Here is a 19,946-nt window from a genome sequence, read left to right as displayed (position 1 = left end):
CAATAAAATTTTTCGAAGAAAATCTAGAAATTTATTGCCCTTCGTCCGGCGCAGTCCTACTTTCTACCCTCACCCTTTTGCCCAAGGTTCTGATCCAGCGATTCCGCGCCGCCGCCAGTTTCCGCCTCGCAAAGACGAATGGTATTCGTCGTGCGGGCGTTTTGTCGTTTTCGCTGGCGGCGACTCGCACTCGTTAGTCTGACCCCGGCGGAAGTCCGTCCCAATCGTTCCAATCGTTCACCCACTGCCCATGTCCAAGCGTCTTCATTTCGGGAAGTTGAAGGAGGCCATCGAGCCGCCAAATTTGATCGAACTCCAGATCAATTCCTACGACGAATTTTTCCAGCGGGGAGTGGAACCCTCCAAGCGCAAGGATATCGGCCTGCAGGCCGTTTTCCGCGAGTTTTTCCCGATCTTTGGCTTCGAGGAGAAGGCCAGCCTCGATTTCGTGAGCTATGATCTCGGCGAGCCCAAGATGGGTGCGCTCGAGTCCCAGCGCGAGGGCCAGACCTTCAGCGCCCCGCTCTACGTCACGTTCCGTTACAAGGACGAGCACGCGACGAAGGAAGAAAAGGTCTACATGGGGGAAATCCCGCTGATGACGCCGCAGGGCACGTTCGTCATCAATGGCGCCGAGCGTGTGGTCGTCAGTCAGCTGCACCGTTCGCCGGGCATCTGTTTCGAGACGGATGTTCACCTCAATGGCAAGCTGCTCCATAGCTTCCGCATCATTCCCGACCGTGGATCCTGGCTCGAAGTTCAGTTCGACACGAGCGATCTGCTTTACGTTTATCTCGATCGTCGCAAGCGCCGTCGCAAATTCCTTGCGACGACCTTCCTGCGCTCGCTCGGTTACGGCTCCGACTCCGACATCATCGGTCTCTTCTATGACATCGAGACGCTCAAGCTCTCCGAGAAGCTCGACGAAGAGGAAATCGCGACCAAGGTTCTTATTGCCGACATTCTTGACGGGGAAATCACCGTCGCCCGCGCCTTCGAGCCGCTCAACAAGACCACCGTCACCCAGCTCCTGAGCCTCGGTCACACCTCCGTGCAGGTCGTTGACACCAAGAACGACGACACGGTCATCAAGTCCCTCAAGAAGGATCCCGCTCACGACGAGGACGAGGCTCTCAAGGACATCTACCGCAAGCTGCGCCCTGGCGATCCTCCGACCGTTCAGAACGCGCGCAACATGCTCAAGCGCCTCTTCTTCGATCCGAAGCGCTACGATCTCGGCCGCGTGGGCCGTCACAAGATCAACCAGAAGCTCGAGGTCGAGGTCGACCAGGCGATCCGTGTGCTCACGAAGGAAGACTTCGTGGCCGCAATGAAGTATTTGCTCGAGCTTCGCCGTGGCGAGGGCATGGTCGACGATATCGATCACCTCGGCAGCCGCCGCGTCCGCACCGTCGGCGAACTTCTCGCGAACCAGTGCCGCGTGGGCCTTGCCCGCACCGAGCGTCTCGTTCGTGAACGCATGACCCTTTATGATGCGGGCACCGAGCACATCACGCCGCAGAAGCTGATCAATCCGAAGGCCCTTTCCGCCGTCGTGCGCGACTTCTTCGGTCGCTCGCAGCTGAGTCAGTTCATGGATCAGACGAACCCGCTGTCCGAGCTCACCCACAAGCGCCGTCTCTCGGCTCTTGGACCTGGTGGTCTTTCCCGCGACCGTGCCGGCTTCGAGGTCCGTGACGTGCATCCCTCGCACTACGGCCGCATCTGCCCGATCGAGACGCCGGAAGGCCCGAACATCGGTCTTATCAGCTCGCTTTCGACGTTCGCTCGCGTGAACGACTTCGGTTTCATCGAGACGCCTTACCGCAAGGTCGTCGACGGCAAGGTGACCGATCAGGTCGAATACCTCACCGGCGATCGCGAAGAGAATTTTTACATCGCGCAGGCGAACGCTCCGGTTGACGCCAAGGGCGCCTTCACGGGCGAGACCGTTTCCTCGCGCCATCGCGGCGACTTCGTTGAAGCCACTCCGGATCAGGTCCAATACATGGACGTGTCGCCGAAGCAGCTCGTCTCCGTCGCGGCGGGATTGATCCCGTTCCTCGAGCATGACGATGCGAATCGCGCGCTGATGGGCTCGAACATGCAGCGCCAGGGTGTGCCGCTTCTGATTTCGGACGCGCCGCTCGTCGGCACCGGCATCGAAGGCCGCGTGGCCCGCGATTCCCGCGCCGTGATCTGCTCCGAATCCGACGGCATCATCGCCTCGGTCACGGGCAGTTACATCACCGTCACGAATGACGGCGAACTCCCCGAGGGCAAGAAGAAGATCAAGCACGACCCTTCGAACGGCGTCTACGTTTACGAACTGCGCAAGTTCATGCGTTCGAACGCGAGCACCTGCATCAACCAGAAGCCGATCGTGGCCAAGGGCCAGAAGGTCAAGAAGGGTGATGTGCTCGCCGACGGTCCGAATACGGAGAATGGCGAACTCGCCCTCGGTCGCAACGTGCTCGTCGCGTTCATGCCTTGGAACGGTTACAACTTCGAGGACGCGATCCTGATTTCCGAGAAGGTCGTGAAGGAGGATATCTACACGTCCATCCACATCGACGAATTCGAGATCGGCGCCCGCGACACGAAGCTCGGGCCGGAAGAAATCACCCGTGACATTCCGAACGTCAGCGAGGAAGCGTTGCAGAATCTCGGTCCGGACGGTGTCATTCGTATCGGTGCGGAAGTCAAGCCGGGCGACATTCTCGTCGGCAAGATCACGCCGAAATCCGAGACGGAACTTGCTCCCGAAGAGCGCCTTCTGCGCGCCATCTTCGGTGAGAAGGCCGCCGACGTGAAGGACACTTCGCTCACGGTTCCCTCGGGCACCTACGGCATCGTCATGGACGTGAAAGTTTCCTCGAAGAAGGAAGTCGCGCGTCTCAAGATGACCCCGACCGAATCCAAACGGCAGCAGAAGATGATCCTCGAGGATCACAAGCGTCGCGAGGACGAGCTCCACGAACAGCTCACGGAAGCCCTTTCCAACGTCCTGCTTGGCGAAAAGATCCCGCTCGACGTGGTCAACGCCCAGACTGGCGAAATCATCATCCCAGCGAACCGCAAGATCACGAAGCAGCTGCTCCGCAAGCTCGCCTCCGTCTACGAACACGTCGAAATCGACCCGAGCCCGATCCGCAACAAGATCCGCGAGATCATTGGCCAGTTCGAACACAAGTTCGAGGAACTCAACCGCGAGAAGGAAGAGAAAATCGGCCTCGTGGAGAGCGGCGATGATGTCGACCCCGGCATCATCAAGCAGGTCAAGGTCTACATTGCCAGTAAGCGCAAGCTTTCCGTCGGTGACAAGATGGCCGGTCGTCACGGTAACAAGGGCGTGGTCGCCAAGATCGTGCCTGAGGAGGACATGCCGTTCCTCGCGGACGGCACCCCGGTCGACATCGTGCTCAACCCGCTCGGCGTGCCGAGCCGAATGAACGTCGGTCAGGTTCTCGAGACGCATCTCGGTATTGCCGCCCGCGCGCTCGGCTTCTCGGTCGCGACCCCGGTGTTCGACGGTATCGCCGAACCGAAGATTCGTGAGTATCTCCGCGAAGCTCAGAAGGTGGAGGGCTACACCTGGATCAACGAAACCGGTAAATCCACGCTTTATGATGGACGCACCGGCGACAAGTTCGACCAGCAGGTCGTGGTCGGCATCATTTACATGCTGAAGCTCGGCCACCTGGTGGCGGACAAGATCCACGCCCGTGCGGTCGGTCCTTACAGCCTCGTTACCCAGCAGCCTCTCGGCGGCAAGGCCCAATACGGCGGCCAGCGCTTCGGCGAAATGGAAGTCTGGGCGCTCGAAGCCTACGGCGCCGCTTACACCCTGCAGGAATTGCTCACGGTCAAATCGGACGACGTCCAGGGCCGCACGCGCATCTACGAGTCGATCGTCAAGGGCGACAACTCGCTGCAGGCCGGCACGCCGGAATCGTTCAACGTTCTTATCAAGGAAATGCAGGGCCTCGGTCTCGATGTCAAAGTCGGCGGCACCGATCCCTTCGCCATCACGGACACCGCAGCCTAAAAGCCCGCCAAATCAGAAAAAAGCATAGCTATGATTCAAAACAGCTTGAGAGAGTTGACCGGCGCGGCCTTCGAGAAATCGGAGGGATTTGACGAGGTCGGCATTACCGTCGCCTCGCCGGAGTCCATCCGCGCGTGGTCCAAGGGCGAAGTCAAGAATCCCGAAACGATCAACTACCGGACGTTCAAGCCGGAGAAGGGCGGCCTTTTCTGCGAGCGTATCTTCGGTCCGACCCGCGACTGGGAGTGCTCCTGCGGGAAATACAAGCGCATCAAGCACAAGGGCACCGTCTGCGACCGCTGCGGTGTCGAAGTGACGCAGTCCCGCGTGCGCCGCGAGCGCATGGGGCACATCGAACTCGCCGTTCCGGTTTCGCACATCTGGTTTTACAAGTGCATGCCTTCGCGCATCGGCCTCATGCTCGACATGACGAGCCGCCAGCTCGAGCGCGTGATCTATTACGAGGACTACATCGTCATCGATCCGGGCAACACCCCGCTCCAGAAGTGCCAGCTCCTCACTGAAGCGGAATTCCGCGAAGCCGAGGATCAGTATGGCGACAACTTCGTCGCCGGCATGGGCGCGGAAGCGATCAAGAAGCTTCTCGAGCAGCTCGATCTGGCCTCCCTCAACGATGAGATCGAGCAGGCGATGACCTCGACGCGGAGCAAGCAGCTCCGGAAGAAGCTCGCCAAGCGCCTCAAGCTCGTCCAGGGCTTTGCGACCTCGAAGACCCGTCCCGAGTGGATGATCCTGCAGGTGCTGCCGGTTATCCCTCCGGATCTGCGTCCGCTCGTTCCGCTGGAAGGCGGCCGTTTCGCGACGTCCGACCTCAACGACCTTTATCGCCGCGTCATCAACCGCAACAACCGTCTCAAGACGCTCCTGCAACTCAAGACGCCGGAAGTCATCATTCGCAACGAAAAGCGCATGCTTCAGGAAGCCGTGGACGCGCTCTTCGACAACGGTCGTCACGGTCGCGCCGTCACCGGGGCCGCGAATCGTCCGCTCAAGTCCCTCAGCGACATGCTCAAGGGCAAGGGCGGCCGCTTCCGCCAGAACCTTCTCGGCAAGCGTGTCGACTACTCTGGCCGTTCGGTCATCGTCATCGGACCGGAACTCAAGCTCAACCAGTGCGGTCTTCCGAAGAAGATGGCGCTCGTCCTGTTCGAGCCGTTCATCATTCGTCGCCTCAAGGAACTCGGCTACGTGCACACCGTGCGCAGCGCCAAGAAGCTCATCGAGCGCCAGACGCCCGAAGTCTGGGACATTCTCGACGAGGTCACCAAGGGCCATCCGGTCCTCCTGAACCGCGCGCCGACCCTGCACCGTCTCTCGATCCAGGCCTTCGAGCCGATCCTGATCGAAGGCGAGGCCATTCGCGTTCACCCGCTCGTCTGCACCGCTTACAACGCGGACTTCGACGGTGACCAGATGGCCGTGCACGTTCCGCTTTCGATCGAGGCCCAGATGGAAGCGCGCCTGCTCATGCTCGCGCCGAACAACATCTTCTCGCCCTCGAGCGGCAAGCCGATCACCACGCCTTCGCAGGACATTCCGCTCGGTTGCTACTATCTCACGCAGATGCCGCGTCCGGGTGAAATCCCCGACACGGGTCGCACCCCGCTCTTCGGGGAGGCCTGGGAAGTCGAATTCGCGCTCAGCGAAGGCTCGATCAAGACCCACAGCCCGATTCGCTTCAAGAACCCCGACTTCGGGGTGAAGACGGTCTACGGCGATGCCAATGTGCGCATCCTCGAGACGACCGCCGGTCGCGTGACCTTCAACCAGATCTGGCCGAAGCAGCTTGGCTTCTTCAACAAGGTCTGCGGCAAGAAGCAGCTCTCCGACATCATCTGGCGTTGCTACCAGGTCTCCGGCCAGGCCGCGACCGTCGAAACCCTCGACCGCCTCAAGATCGCCGGCTTCCGCGCCGCGACGAGTGCGGGCATTTCCATCGGTGTGTCTGACATGATCATTCCGAAGGAGAAGACCGGTCTCGTCGAGAAGGCTTACAAGGAGATTGCCGAGGTTTCGAAGCAATACCACCGCGGTATCATCACCGACGGCGAGCGTAAGAATAAGGTGCAGGACGTCTGGACCCACACGGGTGAAGAAGTCGCGAACGCCCTGTTCCGCACGCTCCAGCACAACGACGGACGCCCCGAGATGAACCCGGTGTTCATCATGGTGGACTCCGGTGCTCGCGGTAATCGCACGCAGATCAAGCAGCTTGCCGGCATGCGCGGCCTCATGGCCAAGCCCTCGGGCGAAATCATCGAGCGTCCGATTATCTCGAACTTCCGCGAAGGCCAGTCGGTGCTCGAATACTTCATTTCCACGCACGGCGCCCGCAAGGGTCTCGCCGACACCGCGCTCAAGACGGCGGACTCGGGTTATCTGACCCGCAAGCTCGTCGACGCTGCGCAGGACGTCATCATCACCGAAGACGATTGCGGCACCGTGAACGGCATCATCGTTCGCCCGATCTACGAAGGTGACGAAGAGGTTGTCGCGCTGCCGGCCCGTATCGTCGGCCGCGCCAGCTGCGAAACGGTGAAAGATCCTGTTTCCGGTTCCATTATCATCAAGGCCGGCCAGATCATCGACGAGGCTCCGTCCTACGCGATCGAGAAGATCGGCATCGAGCAGCTCAAGATCCGTTCCGTGCTCACCTGCGAATCCAAGCGCGGGGTGTGCAAACGCTGCTACGGCCGTAATCTCGCGACTGGCGGCGACGTCAAGCTCGGCGACGCGGTGGGCATCATTGCCGCCCAGTCGATCGGCGAACCCGGCACGCAGCTCACGATGCGAACCTTCCACGTCGGCGGCACCGCCAGCCAGACGTTCAAGCAGCCGATCATCAAGGCCAAGAACGACGCCCAGGTGAAGTTCAACGACCTTCGCACGGTGCAGGCGCTCGATGGCACGTGGATCGTCCTGAACAAGAACGGCTCCGTCACCCTTCATGCGAAGGACGGCCGCGAAATCGAGAGCTACAATGTCGTGGTCGGCTCGGTCATCTCGGTCGCCGACGGCGATCACGTCTCCAAGGGCGACACATTCATCCAGTGGGATCCTTACAACGTGCCGATCATCACCGAGAAGTCGGGCAAGATCGAATTCCGCGACATGATTCCGGCCGTCACGATCCGCAAGGAGATCGACGAGACCACGGGCGTCATGGGCACGGTCGTCATCGAGCACAAGGAAGACCTCCATCCGCAGATCGTCATCGTGGACGAGAAGAGCGGCGAAGTTCTCGCCAGCTACTCGATTCCTGCTGGCGCTCACGTCGAGGTGAAGGAGAAATCCAAGGTGCAGGCCGGCACGCGTCTCGCCAAGACCCCGCGTAAGATCGCCAAGACGAAGGACATCACCGGCGGTCTGCCGCGTGTGGCCGAACTCTTCGAAGCCCGTCGTCCGAAGGACGCTGCCGAGATCGCCAAGATCGACGGTGTCGTTGACATCGGGGGCACCGTTCGCGGCAAGCGCCGTCTCATCGTTCGCGATGTGGAAACCGGCGCGGAAGAGGAACATCTCATCCCGCTCAGCAAGCACATCATCGCTTTCAAGGGCGACTTCGTGAAGAAGGGCCAGCAGCTGACGGAAGGTCCGGTTGTCCCACACGAGATTCTCGAAATCTGCGGACCTCAGGAACTTCAGGAACACCTGCTCAACGAAGTGCAGGAGGTCTACCGTCTCCAGGGTGTCGAAATCAACGACAAGCACATCGAAATCATTGTCCGTCAAATGCTCCGCAAGGTGAAGATCACCGATCCGGGCGACACGACGCTCCTCTGGGGCGATCAGATCGACCGCCTCGCCTTCGAGCAGGAGAACGCCACCGTGATCGAGAAGGGCGGCAAGCCCGCCGAGGCTTCCCCCGTGTTGCTCGGTATCACCAAGGCCTCGCTCGAGACCGACAGCTTCATCTCCGCCGCATCGTTCCAGGATACCACCCGTGTCCTCACCGAGGCTGCGACACTGGGCAAATCCGACCGCCTGCGCGGTTTCAAAGAAAACGTAATCATGGGCCACCTGATCCCCGCCGGCACAGGTTTCCCGGCCAACCGTGAGTTCGAGCTGGTCTCGCTCGGCGAAGCTATCGCCGAACCGGAACCCGTCGAACTCGAGCAAGAGGCCATCTAACCACTGACCGGCATGACAACTAGCAACTCTTCCAAAATGGAAACGATGACCGAACTCCTGGAGGCTGGCGTCCACTACGGCCACCAGACCAAACGCTGGAACCCGAAGATGAAGGACTACATCTTCGAGGAAAAAAACAGCATCTACATCATTGATCTCGGCAAGACCGTCGAGCAGCTCGAGGAGGCCACGACCTACCTGCACAACCTCGTCAAGGGCGGCGGCAAGGTTCTCTTCGTTGGATGCAAGAAGCAGGCCCAGGAAGCCGTCAAGGAAGCGGCGATCGCCAGCGGCCAGTTCTACGTGAACCAGCGCTGGCTCGGCGGCACGCTCACGAACCTCACGACCATCCGCAAGAGCGTCAAGCGCCTCCGCGAGATCGACGAACTCGAAAAGAACCCGACCGGCAGCGGCGTGGGTAAGAAGGAAATGGCCGCGCTCAAGCGTGAGGCCTCCCGCATGCGCAAGAATCTCGAAGGCGTGCTCGAGATGGACAAGCTGCCCGACGCGCTCGTCATCATCGACACGAATCGCGAGGAGATCGCCGTCGCCGAAGCCAACCGCCTCGGTGTGCCGATCGTCGCGATCGTCGACACGAACTGCGATCCCGAGCGCGTGAACTTCCCAATCGCCGGCAACGACGACGCGATTCGCTCGATCCGCGTGATCCTGCAGAAGCTCGTCGACGCCATCGCGAGCGCTCGTGGTGTCAGCGCCAAGGCGCAGGACGCCGACCTCTCCGCTGTCTCGGAGTAGTCTCCCCGAAGATCTACGGACAGAATTTACGGAATTGTCGAAATTCCGGAATTCTGTCCGCGTCTTCGTCTGAAAACCTCATCCTTCCCACTTTTCGATTTTAAAACTCATGGCCGAAATCACTTCCGCACTCGTCAAGCAGCTCCGCGACAAAACCAACGTGGGCATGATGGATTGCAAACGCGCGCTCGAAGAAGCGGGCGGCGACCTCGTCAAGGCAGATGAAATTCTTCGCAAGAAGGGCATGGCCGGCAACGCCAAGAAGGCCGGTCGCGCCGCGAAGGAAGGCGTCTGCGCCTCCTACATTCACCTTCAGGGCAAGGTCGGTGTGCTCGTCGAAATCAACTGCGAGACGGATTTCGTCGCCAAGAACGAAAACTTCCGCGAGTTCGTGAAGGACATCACGCTTCACATCGCTGCAGCGAATCCCACCTGCGTCTCCCGCGAGCAGGTCGATTCCGCCATCGTCGAGCGCGAGCGCGACATCTTTCGCGCGCAGGTTCAGGGCAAGCCGGCCAACATCGTCGAAAAAATCGTCGATGGTAAGGTCGACAAGTTCTACAGCACGATCTGCCTTCTCGAGCAGGCGTTCATCAAGAATCCCGATCTTACGATCAAGGACTACGTGAACAGCAAGATCGCGGAACTCGGCGAAAACATCATCATTCGTCGCTTCGTCCGCTATCAGGTGGGCGAGGAACTCGCGACTGACGAAGCGACCGCCGCCGCCGAATAAGGGCCTTTCGCGATGCGGGGCGGATCGATCGATCCGCCCGGCTTCACGATCCGCCTTGACCGATCCCGCACCGAAGCATCTACTGAACAGCTCTCCCGGCTCCGCCATTTATCTATGAATTACACACTCCTTGAGGACGCCAACAAGGTCATTGAGAACAAGCAGGTTCTCATCAATGTCGTCTCGCGCCGTGTGCGCCAGCTCAGCAGCGGAGTTCGTCCCCACGTGGAAGTCGAGCCTCGCATGACCTTCGCCGACGTGGCGCTTGCGGAAATCCTCGCCGGCAAGCTCACGTTTCAGGATCCCGTCGAACTCGACGCGATTTAACGCGCCGCCCGCGCGGTGCCCGGCGTGATGTCCGCGGAAATTTGCTCCAACCGGAAGGCGTTCCACGATTTCCAGATCGAGAACCGCTTCGAAGCCGGGCTGGAGTTGCTCGGCACGGAGGTCAAGTCCATCCGGGCCGGCCACGTCAATTTGCGGGGTTCTTACGCCCGCATCGAGAAGAACGAGGCTTACGTCTTCGACGTGGACATTCAGCCCTACGAACGGGCCAGCCACGAACAGCACGAGCCGAAGCGCAAGCGGCGTTTGTTGCTCCATCGTCGTGAGATCGAGCAGCTTTTCAGCGAGTCCAACGTCAGCGGCCGGACGCTCATTCCACTTCGGCTCTATTGGAAGTCCGGCCGCGTGAAGGTCGAGATCGGGGTGGGGAAGGGCAAGGTCGCCGGCGACAAGCGCGCCGATGTGAAAAAGCGGGACGAATCCCGCGAGGCCGCCCGCGTCGCCGCAAATTTCAACCGCCGCCGGTAAAACGACAAAGGTCGGAAGCAAGGTCGGGCCGGTTTTCGCTCGCGCTTCGAAATTTCCTTCGGCAATACCATGAGCATGCCGTTTTTTCGTTCGTTTTCGGCGGTGGCCGTCGGTGCGCTGGTGCTGGGATTGTCCGCCTGCGATCAGTTTTCCCTCCCGGCTGCGAAGGCCAAGGTCGAAGAGCAGGCGAGTGAAGCCCAGAAGGCCGGCGATTATTCCCGGGCCGTCAAACTCTACGAGTCGCTGCTGGATGGCACTCCGGCTTCGGCCAGGATCCACTACAGCCTTGCCCTGATTTACGACGACAAGCTCAAGGACCCGATCTCGGCGCTGCACCATTTTCGCCGCTATCTGAAGATGTCGGATGACGCCGCGAGCAAAAAGGAGGTCGCGCAGTTCATCAGTCGCATCGAGCTCGAGATGGCCGCGGGCGCAGCGGAGAGTGGCATCATGACCAAGCGCGAGGCGGCGCGGTTGAAGAACGAGAATCTTCGCCTCCAGGAGCAGCTTGCCAGGGTGCAGGCCGAACTGACCGAGGCGCGCAAACGGCCGACCGCCAAGGAAGCAGGGAAGGCTCCTCGGGACGCAAAAGGGTTTTCCACTGTTCCGAGGACAGCGACAGCGGAGAAGGCCGTCGGCAAGGAGACGCGGACCTATGTGGTCCAGAAGGGCGACACGCTCGCGAGCATCGCCCGGCGGTTTTACAAGAATTCGCAGCGTTACAAGGATATTGCGGATGCGAATCAAAATCAGCTGAACGGCGGGGTGAACCTGAAAGTCGGGCAGACTCTCATCATTCCGCAGTGAGAGTCGGCTGGCGGCAACTTCCACCTTGCTTCGTCGATCGGGTCAAATAGCCTCCGCATATGAGCAATGTGACCAGCCCGCTTGCCTACGATTCGAAGGTTGAGGGAAACGTCATTTTCACCCGGCTCGATGCGGCGATCAACTGGATGCGCGGCAACTCTTTGTGGCCCATGCCGATGGGGCTGGCCTGCTGTGCGATCGAGCTGATGGCGGCTTCGTCCGCGCGGTTCGATATTTCCCGGTTTGGCGCCGAAGTGATGCGCTTTTCGCCCCGGCAGTCCGATGTGATGATCGTCGCGGGCACGGTGACCTACAAGATGGCCTACGCGGTGAAACGGATCTGGGATCAGATGCCCGAGCCGAAATGGTGCATCGCGATGGGGGCCTGCGCCTCCAGTGGCGGCATGTATCGCAGTTACGCGGTCTTGCAGGGCATCGACCACCTGTTGCCGGTGGATGTTTATATTTCCGGGTGTCCGCCCCGCCCCGAGGCGTTGCTCGATGGGCTGATGAAGCTGCAGCACAAGATCATGGGCGAGCACGCGATCGCGGATCAGCGCAAGAAACCCGTGGAGGCGGCGTAGGCGATGGAAATGGTTGTTTCCAGGCTCGAGGCGGAGTTCGCCGACGCGATTCTCGAAAAGAAGGAATTCCGCGGCGAGATGTCGCTGACCGTCAAGACGGAGCGGGCTCACGAGATTTCGCAGTTCTGCCGTGACGTGCTGGGCTTCGATTACTTCGTCGACCTCGCGACGGTCGATCATTTCGAAAGCGAGCCGCGCTGGGAGGTCGTTTACGAACTCTACTCGATGGCCGCCGGCCAGCACCTGCGTCTGAAATACCGTCTGCCCGAGGGAGAACCCGAGGCGCCCACCGTTTCCGATCTCTGGCCGACCGCGAACTGGCATGAGCGCGAGGCCTACGACATGATGGGCATTCGTTTCAAGGGACACCCCGACCTGCGCCGCATCCTGATGTGGGAAGGCTACCCGCACTACCCGCTGCGCAAGGATTTTCCCCTTGAAGGTCTCCCAAGCGATGTGCCGGATGTCGCCTTCACCGATGTCGCGCCGCTGCAGGGCGGTCCTTTCGTCACGGCCCCCACGGATGGCACCACCCAGGTGCGCGAACCCCGAGCCCGCCACCTTCCTCCGTTGCCGCCGAAGGACAAGTTTGTCGCCGAGCCTTGATTACCGACGCCGCCGGCCTCGAGGAACTTCTCGACCGCATTACCGATCTGTCCGTCATTGCCTTCGATACGGAGGCGGACAGCCTGCACTGCTATTTCGAGAAGCTTTGCCTCATTCAGATCAGCACGCCGACCGAGCATGCGCTCGTGGATCCGCTCGCCAATGTGCCGATGCAGCCTTTGCTCGACGCGGTGTCCGACAAGCGAGTGGTCTTCCACGGTGCGGACTACGACCTGCGGATGCTGCGCCGCGTGGGAACGTTCGAGCCTCGCGAGATTTTCGATACGATGATCGCGTCGCGGCTGTGCGGGGTGGATCAGCTTGGCCTTGGCGCTCTCGTCGAAAAGCACTTTGGCGTGCAGCTTTCGAAATCGTCACAGAAGGCGAACTGGGCGCGCCGGCCGCTCCCGCCGGAGATGATCGACTACGCGATCAACGACACGCGGTATCTGCTCGAACTCGCCGAGCGCATCGAGGCGGAACTGCATCGTCTGGGGCGCTGGGCGTGGTTCACCGAATCGCGCGATCGGATGGTCGCCGCCTCGCGCGAGGTGCGAGAACGCGACGAGGAAAATGCGTGGCGCATTTCCGGCTCGGCGCGGTTGAGCCCGCGGGCGCAGTCGGTGCTCCGCGTGCTGTGGTTCTGGCGCGACGCGGAATCGCGCGCGTGGGACCGGCCGCCGTTTCACGTGATTGGCAACGAAGATCTGCTGCGGGTGGCGGATTGCGCGAGCTCCGGCCGGCCGTTTTCCACGCCGCGCATGGCGAATCGGCGGCGGCGCAGCTTCGAGGTTGCGCTCGCTCTGGCGCTGCAGGTGCCGGAGGCGGAGTGGCCGAAGCTGGAGCGCAAGCGCGGCAAGCGGCGCACGAACGAGCAGTTGAAGCGCTTCGATGAACTCAAGGCGGTGCGTGATCGCATCGCGGCGGACCTTCAGATCGATCCGGCGATCCTTGCTTCGAGAGGTGCTCTCGAAGCGACCTCGATCGATCCCGCTTCCCCGGCGCTGATGCGCTGGCAGCGAGAGTTGCTCGGGCTGGAAGTCCCGGCGCCGATGGCATGAGCGATCTTATCGATCTCGCATTGAGCGAGGACATCGGACCGGGCGACGTCACGGTGCGGCATTTTACGGATTCCGCCCGACGCGGTCGCGCCCGGATCATTGCCAGGCAGGCTGGCGTGCTTGCTGGTATCGAGGTTGCCGGCGAGGTCTTCCGACGCGTCGATCCCGCCCTCTTGGTGGAGGCCGTGCTTGCGGACGGCGCCGCGCTTGCGCCGGGCTCCGAAGTGTTGCGAGTGGAAGGCTCGCTGGGGTCCATCCTTACCGGCGAGCGCACGGCATTGAATTTTTTACAACGGCTTTCGGGCGTTGCGACGCAGACGCGGCGGTATGCGAACGCCATTGCGGGCACGAATTGTCGGCTGCTCGATACGCGCAAGACGACGCCGGGCTTCCGCCTGCTCGAGAAGGATGCCGTGCGAGCGGGCGGGGGAACGAATCACCGCGCGGGGCTCTACGACATGGTGATGGTGAAGGACAATCACCTCGCCGGCGGTCTCAATGCGCCGGCGCTCGCGGCGGGAATCGCGGCGGCGAAGGCGGCCGGCCTGCGCGTCGAAGTCGAGGCCGATACGCTGGAGCAGGTGCGCGAATTTTTCAGAACGCCGGGAATCGATGTCGTGCTGCTCGACAACATGCCGCCCGCGATGATGCGGGAAGCCGTGGCCCTGCGGCCGACCGGGGTGCAGCTCGAGGCGAGCGGCGGCATCACCTTGGAAAATATTCGCGCGGCGGCGGAAACCGGCGTGGATTTCGTATCCATCGGCGCGCTGACTCACTCGGCGCCGGCGCTCGATCTGTCGCTCGAGTTGCTTGCTGATGCCTGAGGATTTTGCGCTGCTGGATCGCGACCGGATCGCGCCTGCGGGAGGCTTCTGGCGGGCGTCGGTGTTTCGCGAAACGGAGTCGACGAACGACCTCGTGCTGCGCGCCGCGGAGGGCGGCGAAGCCGAGGGACTGGCGGTCTTTGCCGAGACGCAGACGCGCGGGCGGGGGCAGTTCGGTCGGCGATGGGATTCGCGGCCCGGCCTCGGGCTTTGGTTTTCGCTGTTGTTGCGGCCGCGCTGGCCGGTCGCGAATCTCGCGCAAATGACTCCGTTGATCGCGGTGGCAACGGTGCGCGCGCTCGCGGCGCACACGGGGCTCGAAATTCGGCTCAAGGCGCCGAACGACGTGTTCTGCGCGGGGCGAAAGCTGGCGGGAATCCTGAGCGAGGCGCGCACGGGGCGGGAGGTGTTCGTCGGGGTGGGGATCGGGATCAACGTGAACCACGCGGCCGGCGATTTTCCGCTGGAATTGCAAACCAGTGCGACTTCGCTGGCGATCGAGGGCGGGAGGACATGGGATCGTGATCTCGTGGCTGCGGCGGTGCTGGCGGAAATTGCTTCCGTCTACGATCCCGCGAAGGAGCCCGACGCCGGGATTCTCGATACCTACGCGGCGCTTTCGCGGCCGGCGGTTTGTGCTAGTTTCCGGCCATGAAGCAGGCATTTGTCGCGATTCTGTGCGGACTGGTCGTCGGTTGGGGACCGGGAATTTTGCACGCGCAGGACGATTCCGCGGAGCAGCCGCTGGGGGCGGACCCGAAGAGCGGCGAGGATTCTCCCTACGAAAACATGCACGTGCTCGCGCGGGCGATGCAGCTGATCCGGCAGGATTACGTGAACGACAAGAAGATCTCGTTTCGCGAGCTCACCTACAGCGCGCTGCGGGGAATGTTGTCGGAGCTCGATCCGCACAGCGCCTTCATGGATCCCCGGGACTTCAAGGGGATGCAGGAGGATACGAAGAGCGAGTTTGGCGGACTTGGTGTAACCGTGACGACGAAGGATGGCCTGCTGACGCTCATCGGCGTCGCCGAGGGCACGCCGGGCTTCGAAGCGGGGTTGCAGCCCGGCGACCAGATTCGAAAGATCAACGGCACGGCGACCGACCGCATGTCGATGTCGGACGCGGTGGACATGCTGCGCGGCGAGGCGGGCGAAAAAGTGACGCTGACGATTTCGAGGCCCGTGACGAATGAGCTGAAGGAATTCACGATCGCTCGCGCGGTGATCAAGGTGCCGAGCGTCGTCGATGCGATGATCCTGCCGTCGACCAGCGGCAGCGCGCGCAAGATTGGCTACCTGCGGCTGACGCAGTTCAACGAGCCGACCGCAGCGGAACTCGACGCCGCTCTCGGGAAGCTCGAAAAGCAGGGCATGGAGGCGCTGGTGCTGGATCTGCGGTTCAATCCCGGCGGGCTGCTCGGCAGCGCGGTGGATGTATGCTCGGAATTTTTGCCGCCGAATACGAAGGTCGTCTCGACCGAGGGGCGCTCGCCGGCGCGCGAATACACAACGCGCGAGGTGAAGGGCGGCCCGCGGAAATACCCGCTCGCGATCCTCATCAATGGCTCCAGTGCGAGTGGCTCGGAAATCGTGGCGGGAGCCCTCAAGGACCTGCGCCGCGCCATTCTCGTCGGGGAAACGACGTTTGGCAAAGGCTCGGTGCAGAGCGTGGTGTCGTTGCCGGATGGCTCGGCGATGCGATTCACGACGGCGAAGTATTTCACGCCGAGCCGACGGCCGATTCACGAGCATGGCGTGACGCCCGACATTCGGTGCGCGCTGACGCTCGAGGAAGAGGCGCAGCTTTACCAAAGCCGCCGCCGCAAGGACATGCCCGGGGTGGCGCAGGACAAGAACCGCGTGCAGGATCCGCAGCTGGATCGCGCGGTCGACGCGCTGACGGGCGTGCTGCTCTACACGGGCCGCGCCACGGGCTCTCCGAACAAGGGCTGATCCGGATGGCTTTGATTCTTGCGATCGAAACGTCGTGCGACGAGACGGCGGCCGCCGTGTTGCGGGGCAGGGATGAGCTCCTCGCGAGCGAGGTGTGGTCGCAGGCCTCGCTGCACGCGCAATATGGCGGAGTCGTGCCCGAGGTGGCCTCGCGCAATCATCTCGCCGCGTTGCCGGAAATTGTGCGTGGGGCGCTCGACCGGGCGGGCGTTGGTATCGAGGAGATCGACGCGTTTGCGGCGACGTCCGGACCCGGATTGCCCACGGCGCTTCTCGTGGGAATGGCGCACGCGAAAGCGCTGGCGATCGGTCGGAATCGGCCGTTTCTGGCGATCAATCACGTCGAGGGCCATTTGTTCTCGCCATTCTTTGGTGAGGAGGAAGTGCCGCCCCATCTCGGGCTGGTCGTGAGCGGGGGGCATACTCTTCTGGTCGATGTGGCGGGATTCGGCGATTGCCGAGTGCTGGGCACGACGCTCGACGACGCGGCCGGCGAGGCTTTCGACAAGGTCGCGAAATTGCTCGGACTTGGATATCCGGGCGGGGTGGAAATCGAGCGACTTGCGCGCGATGGAGACGCGACCCGCTACGATCTTCCCCGGGGCATGCTGCATTCCGGAGACTTTCGATTCAGTTTCAGCGGCCTGAAAACGGCGGTGCGGTATCTCCTCGACCGCGAGTCGGTTTCGCTACCCGATGTGTGCGCGTCCTTCCAATCGGCGGTGCTCGACGTGCTGGTCGAAAAAACCGTGACGGCGGCGCTCGAAAGCGGGCGCAAGGTGGTCGCGTTGAGTGGCGGGGTAAGTTCCAATCGACGCCTTCAGGAAATGATGCAGACTCGGGCCGATCAGGTGGGATTGACCGTGCAGCTGGCGCCACGCGAGTTGCGCACGGACAACGCGGCAATGATCGCGTATGTGGCCGCGCTGCGGTTCGCCCGGACGGAAGCGGTGAGTCAGCTCAACGCCGATGTGTCGCCGGCAATCGACCTGGCAACCTTTGGCCGTATGGCCGCCTGACGGGCGCAGATTGAACGTCGGCGCCAGCGAGGATGTCCAACGGCGCATGATGAAACGCTCACTCTCCCTCCTCGCCGCTCTCGCCATTTTCACCGTCACGGGAGCCGTTCAGGCAGCCGAAGGAGCGAGTTGGTCGACCGACTACCAAGCGGCCCTGAAAGAGGCCAAGGCCGCGAACAAGCCCATTCTTGCGGATTTCACGGGCTCGGACTGGTGCACATGGTGCATCCGCCTGGGAGAAGACACTTTTTCCAAGTCGGAATTCGCCGCATTTGCGAAGGATAACCTCGTTTTGCTCGAAGTGGATTTTCCGCAGGGGAAGGCCCAGGCGGCCTCGGTGAAAAAGCAGAATGAGGAACTCGCTGCAAAATTTGGCGTCGAGGGATTTCCTACGTTGGTCCTGATCGATGGGCGCGGCAAAGAGATCGCCCGCCATGTCGGTTATCTTCCGGGTGGCCCGGAGGCGATGATCGACTGGATCAAGAAGTCCGTCCCGAAATCCTGACGCGTCTTTCTTAAGCGCTAAACGCGAAAGGCGCTGGGGCAGAGGTCGGAGAGTTCACAGGCGGCGCAGTCCGGGTTCCGGGCGGTGCAGCGCCGCCGGCCGTGGAAGATCAGCCAGTGGCTGAAATCGGTCCACACCGCGCGCGGGATGAGGCGCACCAGCTGCGTCTCCACTTTCACGGCATCGGTTTCCCTCGTGAGGCCGAGCCGACGCGACAGCCGGCCGACATGGGTATCGACGACCACGCCGTCGTTGATCCCGAAGGCGTTGCCCAGCACGACGTTGGCGGTTTTTCGACCGACGCCGGGGAGGGCGATGAGTTCCTGCATGGTGCGGGGAACCTTTCCGGCGTGTTTTTCGACGATCGCGGAGGCGGCTCCCCGAATCGAGAGCGCCTTGTTGCGATAAAATCCGGTGCTCCGAATCAGGGCCTCGAGATCCTCGAGGGGAATGGCCGCGAAATCGGCAGCCGAGCGGCAACGGGCGAAGAGGGCAGGGGTGACCAGGTTGACCCGCTTGTCCGTGCACTGGGCGGAGAGGATTGTGGCGACGAGGAGTTCCAGCGGGTTCGTGAACGTGAGTTCGCAGTGCGCGCCGGGATAGATTTCCGGGAGTCGACGGACGAGTTCGGTGGCGCGCTGGGATCGGGTCATCGGACGAATCGCTCTGCCTACGGGGCCCGGCGCGTGCGGTCAAGCGGACTTGACCGATCTGTTTCTGTCCTGCATAGTTTCCAGTTCCGCCGCAAGGCTCCGACTTTCCCACGACTTTACATCAATTCCGTATGAACGCCGAAATGCTCACCATGCTCGATTACCTCGAGCGCGAAAGAGGAATCAGCCGCGACGTCCTCGTCGAGGCCATTTCCGGCGCCCTGCTGACTGCGTCGAAAAAGACGTTCTCCATGGCGCGTGAGTTGCGCATCGACATCAATTCCAAGACCGGCGACATCCGCGCGTTTGCGAAGCCTCTGGTCGTGGAGAAGGTCACGAACATGCATGACGAGATCACGCTGGCCAAGGCTCGCCAGGTGAATCCGGATGTGCAGATCGGCGATGAGATCGAGATCGAAGTGACGCCGAAGGATTTCGGCCGGATTGCCGCGCAGACTGCCCGCCAGGCGATCATGCAGCGCATTCGTCAGATCGAGAAGGACATGATCTACGAGGAGTTCAAGGATCGCGCCGGCGAGATCGTGAGCGGAACGGTGCGCCGTTTCGAGCGTTCCGACGTGATCATCGACCTCGGCCGTTTCGAGGCGACGATGCCTTCGCGTGAGCGCGTTCCGACCGAGGAATACAGCGTCGGCGATCGCATCCGCGCCTACGTCGTCGAGGTCGCCAACGGCGCCCGCGGCCCGGAGATCATTCTGTCTCGCAGCCATCCGAATTTCGTCCGTCGCCTGTTCGAGGTCGAGGTCAGTGAAATCGGTGATCGCACCGTGGAACTCAAGGCGATCGCCCGCGAGGCCGGGGCGCGCACCAAGGTCGCGGTTCACAGCTCCGACGACAAGGTCGATCCTGTCGGCGCGTGCGTCGGCATGCGCGGGGCTCGCGTGAAGAATATCGTCCGCGAGCTCAACAACGAGAAGGTGGACATCATTCGCTGGCATGCGGATCCGCAGGAACTCGTGAAGGAGGCCCTCAAGCCCGCAAAAATTCACAGCATCACGCTCGACACCGCGAACAAGAAGATCGCCGTGACCGTCAGCAAGGACGAACTTTCTCAGGCGATTGGCCGCCGTGGTCAGAACGCCCGCCTCACCGCGAAGCTCACCGGGTGGGACATCGATATCAACGAGGACAAGAGCAAGGAAGAGGCCTTTGAAAATCAGAAGGCTCACGCCGCTCACTCGCTCGCCGACCAGCTCGGCATCAACCAGGAGCAGGCCGACCTGCTCACCAAGAGCGGAATGAACGCCATCGAAGTGATCGTGCTCTGCGGAGCGGACGATATCGCAGGCGTGCTCGAGTGCGATCTCGAGACCGCCGAGCGTATCCTCGAGGCCGCCAAGGCCCACGCCGCCGGCCCCAGCGCCGTAGCCTAGTCCGCGTCATGAGAACGCGGCCGCTCCAGTCG

The 19,946-nt window shown here is 61.9% G+C and carries 17 protein-coding genes; 16 read left to right on the top strand and 1 reads right to left on the bottom strand.

Translation table 11 applies throughout. The annotated features are described in order from the left end of the window. Nucleotides 1-250: 250 nt before the first annotated feature. The 15 genes from rpoB (at nucleotide 251) to VIM61_15135 (ending at nucleotide 17,867) form a co-directional block, all read left to right on the top strand. Nucleotides 251-4,048 (top strand): DNA-directed RNA polymerase subunit beta, encoded by a 3,798-nt coding sequence (rpoB, locus tag VIM61_15205; GenBank protein ID HEY8901758.1) that lies wholly within the window; start codon nucleotides 251-253, stop codon nucleotides 4,046-4,048. Nucleotides 4,049-4,093: 45 nt separating this feature from the next. After that, nucleotides 4,094-8,200, top strand: a complete 4,107-nt coding sequence (gene rpoC / locus VIM61_15200; protein ID HEY8901757.1) for a DNA-directed RNA polymerase subunit beta' — start codon at nucleotides 4,094-4,096, stop codon at nucleotides 8,198-8,200. Nucleotides 8,201-8,245: 45 nt separating this feature from the next. Then, nucleotides 8,246-8,956 (top strand): 30S ribosomal protein S2, encoded by a 711-nt coding sequence (gene rpsB, locus VIM61_15195; GenBank protein HEY8901756.1) that lies wholly within the window; start codon nucleotides 8,246-8,248, stop codon nucleotides 8,954-8,956. Between the two features lie 109 nt (nucleotides 8,957-9,065). After that, nucleotides 9,066-9,692, top strand: coding sequence for a translation elongation factor Ts (tsf, locus tag VIM61_15190; protein ID HEY8901755.1), 627 nt, complete (start codon nucleotides 9,066-9,068; stop codon nucleotides 9,690-9,692). Between the two features lie 114 nt (nucleotides 9,693-9,806). After that, on the top strand, nucleotides 9,807-10,019 hold the full coding sequence (gene rpoZ / locus VIM61_15185; GenBank protein ID HEY8901754.1) for a DNA-directed RNA polymerase subunit omega: 213 nt from the start codon (nucleotides 9,807-9,809) through the stop codon (nucleotides 10,017-10,019). A 27-nt stretch (nucleotides 10,020-10,046) separates the two neighbouring features. Beyond that, complete coding sequence (smpB, locus tag VIM61_15180) at nucleotides 10,047-10,505, top strand: SsrA-binding protein SmpB (GenBank protein HEY8901753.1); 459 nt, start codon at nucleotides 10,047-10,049, stop codon at nucleotides 10,503-10,505. Between the two features lie 69 nt (nucleotides 10,506-10,574). Then, the gene (locus tag VIM61_15175) at nucleotides 10,575-11,312 is read left to right on the top strand and encodes a LysM peptidoglycan-binding domain-containing protein (GenBank protein HEY8901752.1); all 738 of its coding nucleotides are present in this window, start codon (nucleotides 10,575-10,577) and stop codon (nucleotides 11,310-11,312) included. Between the two features lie 59 nt (nucleotides 11,313-11,371). Then, nucleotides 11,372-11,896, top strand: a complete 525-nt coding sequence (gene nuoB / locus VIM61_15170) for an NADH-quinone oxidoreductase subunit NuoB (protein HEY8901751.1) — start codon at nucleotides 11,372-11,374, stop codon at nucleotides 11,894-11,896. Nucleotides 11,897-11,905: 9 nt separating this feature from the next. Then, nucleotides 11,906-12,502 carry an NADH-quinone oxidoreductase subunit C gene (locus VIM61_15165; protein HEY8901750.1) on the top strand — a complete coding sequence of 199 codons (597 nt, stop codon included), beginning with the start codon at nucleotides 11,906-11,908 and terminating at the stop codon, nucleotides 12,500-12,502. Next, nucleotides 12,499-13,563: a ribonuclease D gene (locus VIM61_15160; protein ID HEY8901749.1), complete on the top strand. Its 1,065-nt coding sequence runs from the start codon at nucleotides 12,499-12,501 to the stop codon at nucleotides 13,561-13,563. The genes VIM61_15165 and VIM61_15160 overlap by 4 nt, the downstream gene beginning before the upstream one ends. Beyond that, nucleotides 13,560-14,387 (top strand): carboxylating nicotinate-nucleotide diphosphorylase, encoded by an 828-nt coding sequence (gene nadC, locus VIM61_15155; protein ID HEY8901748.1) that lies wholly within the window; start codon nucleotides 13,560-13,562, stop codon nucleotides 14,385-14,387. The genes VIM61_15160 and nadC overlap by 4 nt, the downstream gene beginning before the upstream one ends. Continuing rightward, nucleotides 14,380-15,042 carry a biotin--[acetyl-CoA-carboxylase] ligase gene (locus VIM61_15150; protein HEY8901747.1) on the top strand — a complete coding sequence of 221 codons (663 nt, stop codon included), beginning with the start codon at nucleotides 14,380-14,382 and terminating at the stop codon, nucleotides 15,040-15,042. Before nadC ends, VIM61_15150 begins: the two co-directional genes overlap by 8 nt. After that, nucleotides 15,039-16,343, top strand: coding sequence for a S41 family peptidase (locus VIM61_15145; protein ID HEY8901746.1), 1,305 nt, complete (start codon nucleotides 15,039-15,041; stop codon nucleotides 16,341-16,343). The genes VIM61_15150 and VIM61_15145 overlap by 4 nt, the downstream gene beginning before the upstream one ends. A 5-nt stretch (nucleotides 16,344-16,348) precedes the next feature. Then, on the top strand, nucleotides 16,349-17,362 hold the full coding sequence (gene tsaD, locus VIM61_15140; GenBank protein HEY8901745.1) for a tRNA (adenosine(37)-N6)-threonylcarbamoyltransferase complex transferase subunit TsaD: 1,014 nt from the start codon (nucleotides 16,349-16,351) through the stop codon (nucleotides 17,360-17,362). Nucleotides 17,363-17,408: 46 nt separating this feature from the next. Then, nucleotides 17,409-17,867, top strand: a complete 459-nt coding sequence (locus tag VIM61_15135; GenBank protein HEY8901744.1) for a thioredoxin family protein — start codon at nucleotides 17,409-17,411, stop codon at nucleotides 17,865-17,867. Between the two features lie 17 nt (nucleotides 17,868-17,884). On the opposite strand, the gene nth is transcribed toward VIM61_15135, so the two are convergent. Then, complete coding sequence (gene nth / locus VIM61_15130; protein ID HEY8901743.1) at nucleotides 17,885-18,520, bottom strand: endonuclease III; 636 nt, start codon at nucleotides 18,518-18,520, stop codon at nucleotides 17,885-17,887. Between the two features lie 131 nt (nucleotides 18,521-18,651). Between nth and nusA the strand changes: the two genes are divergently transcribed. Further along, nucleotides 18,652-19,914, top strand: coding sequence for a transcription termination factor NusA (gene nusA, locus VIM61_15125; protein ID HEY8901742.1), 1,263 nt, complete (start codon nucleotides 18,652-18,654; stop codon nucleotides 19,912-19,914). The last annotated feature ends 32 nt before the right edge of the window (nucleotides 19,915-19,946 follow it).

Source organism: Chthoniobacterales bacterium, from assembly GCA_036569045.1.
Taxonomy (GTDB): Bacteria; Verrucomicrobiota; Verrucomicrobiia; order Chthoniobacterales; family JAATET01; genus JAATET01.
The sequence above is the reverse complement of the archived record's forward strand: the minus strand, read 5'-3'. Positions and strand labels throughout refer to the sequence as shown.

Coding starts and splice junctions, on each gene's coding strand:
- rpoZ (HEY8901754.1), top strand. CDS start 9,807: ATGAATTACACACTCCTTGAGGACGCCAACAAGGTCATTGAGAACAAG.
- VIM61_15165 (HEY8901750.1), top strand. CDS start 11,906: ATGGTTGTTTCCAGGCTCGAGGCGGAGTTCGCCGACGCGATTCTCGAA.
- VIM61_15135 (HEY8901744.1), top strand. CDS start 17,409: ATGATGAAACGCTCACTCTCCCTCCTCGCCGCTCTCGCCATTTTCACC.
- VIM61_15150 (HEY8901747.1), top strand. CDS start 14,380: ATGCCTGAGGATTTTGCGCTGCTGGATCGCGACCGGATCGCGCCTGCG.
- tsaD (HEY8901745.1), top strand. CDS start 16,349: ATGGCTTTGATTCTTGCGATCGAAACGTCGTGCGACGAGACGGCGGCC.
- nusA (HEY8901742.1), top strand. CDS start 18,652: ATGAACGCCGAAATGCTCACCATGCTCGATTACCTCGAGCGCGAAAGA.
- VIM61_15175 (HEY8901752.1), top strand. CDS start 10,575: ATGAGCATGCCGTTTTTTCGTTCGTTTTCGGCGGTGGCCGTCGGTGCG.
- nth (HEY8901743.1), bottom strand. CDS start 18,520: ATGACCCGATCCCAGCGCGCCACCGAACTCGTCCGTCGACTCCCGGAA.
- VIM61_15145 (HEY8901746.1), top strand. CDS start 15,039: ATGAAGCAGGCATTTGTCGCGATTCTGTGCGGACTGGTCGTCGGTTGG.
- nuoB (HEY8901751.1), top strand. CDS start 11,372: ATGAGCAATGTGACCAGCCCGCTTGCCTACGATTCGAAGGTTGAGGGA.
- rpsB (HEY8901756.1), top strand. CDS start 8,246: ATGACCGAACTCCTGGAGGCTGGCGTCCACTACGGCCACCAGACCAAA.
- rpoB (HEY8901758.1), top strand. CDS start 251: ATGTCCAAGCGTCTTCATTTCGGGAAGTTGAAGGAGGCCATCGAGCCG.
- tsf (HEY8901755.1), top strand. CDS start 9,066: ATGGCCGAAATCACTTCCGCACTCGTCAAGCAGCTCCGCGACAAAACC.
- nadC (HEY8901748.1), top strand. CDS start 13,560: ATGAGCGATCTTATCGATCTCGCATTGAGCGAGGACATCGGACCGGGC.
- smpB (HEY8901753.1), top strand. CDS start 10,047: ATGTCCGCGGAAATTTGCTCCAACCGGAAGGCGTTCCACGATTTCCAG.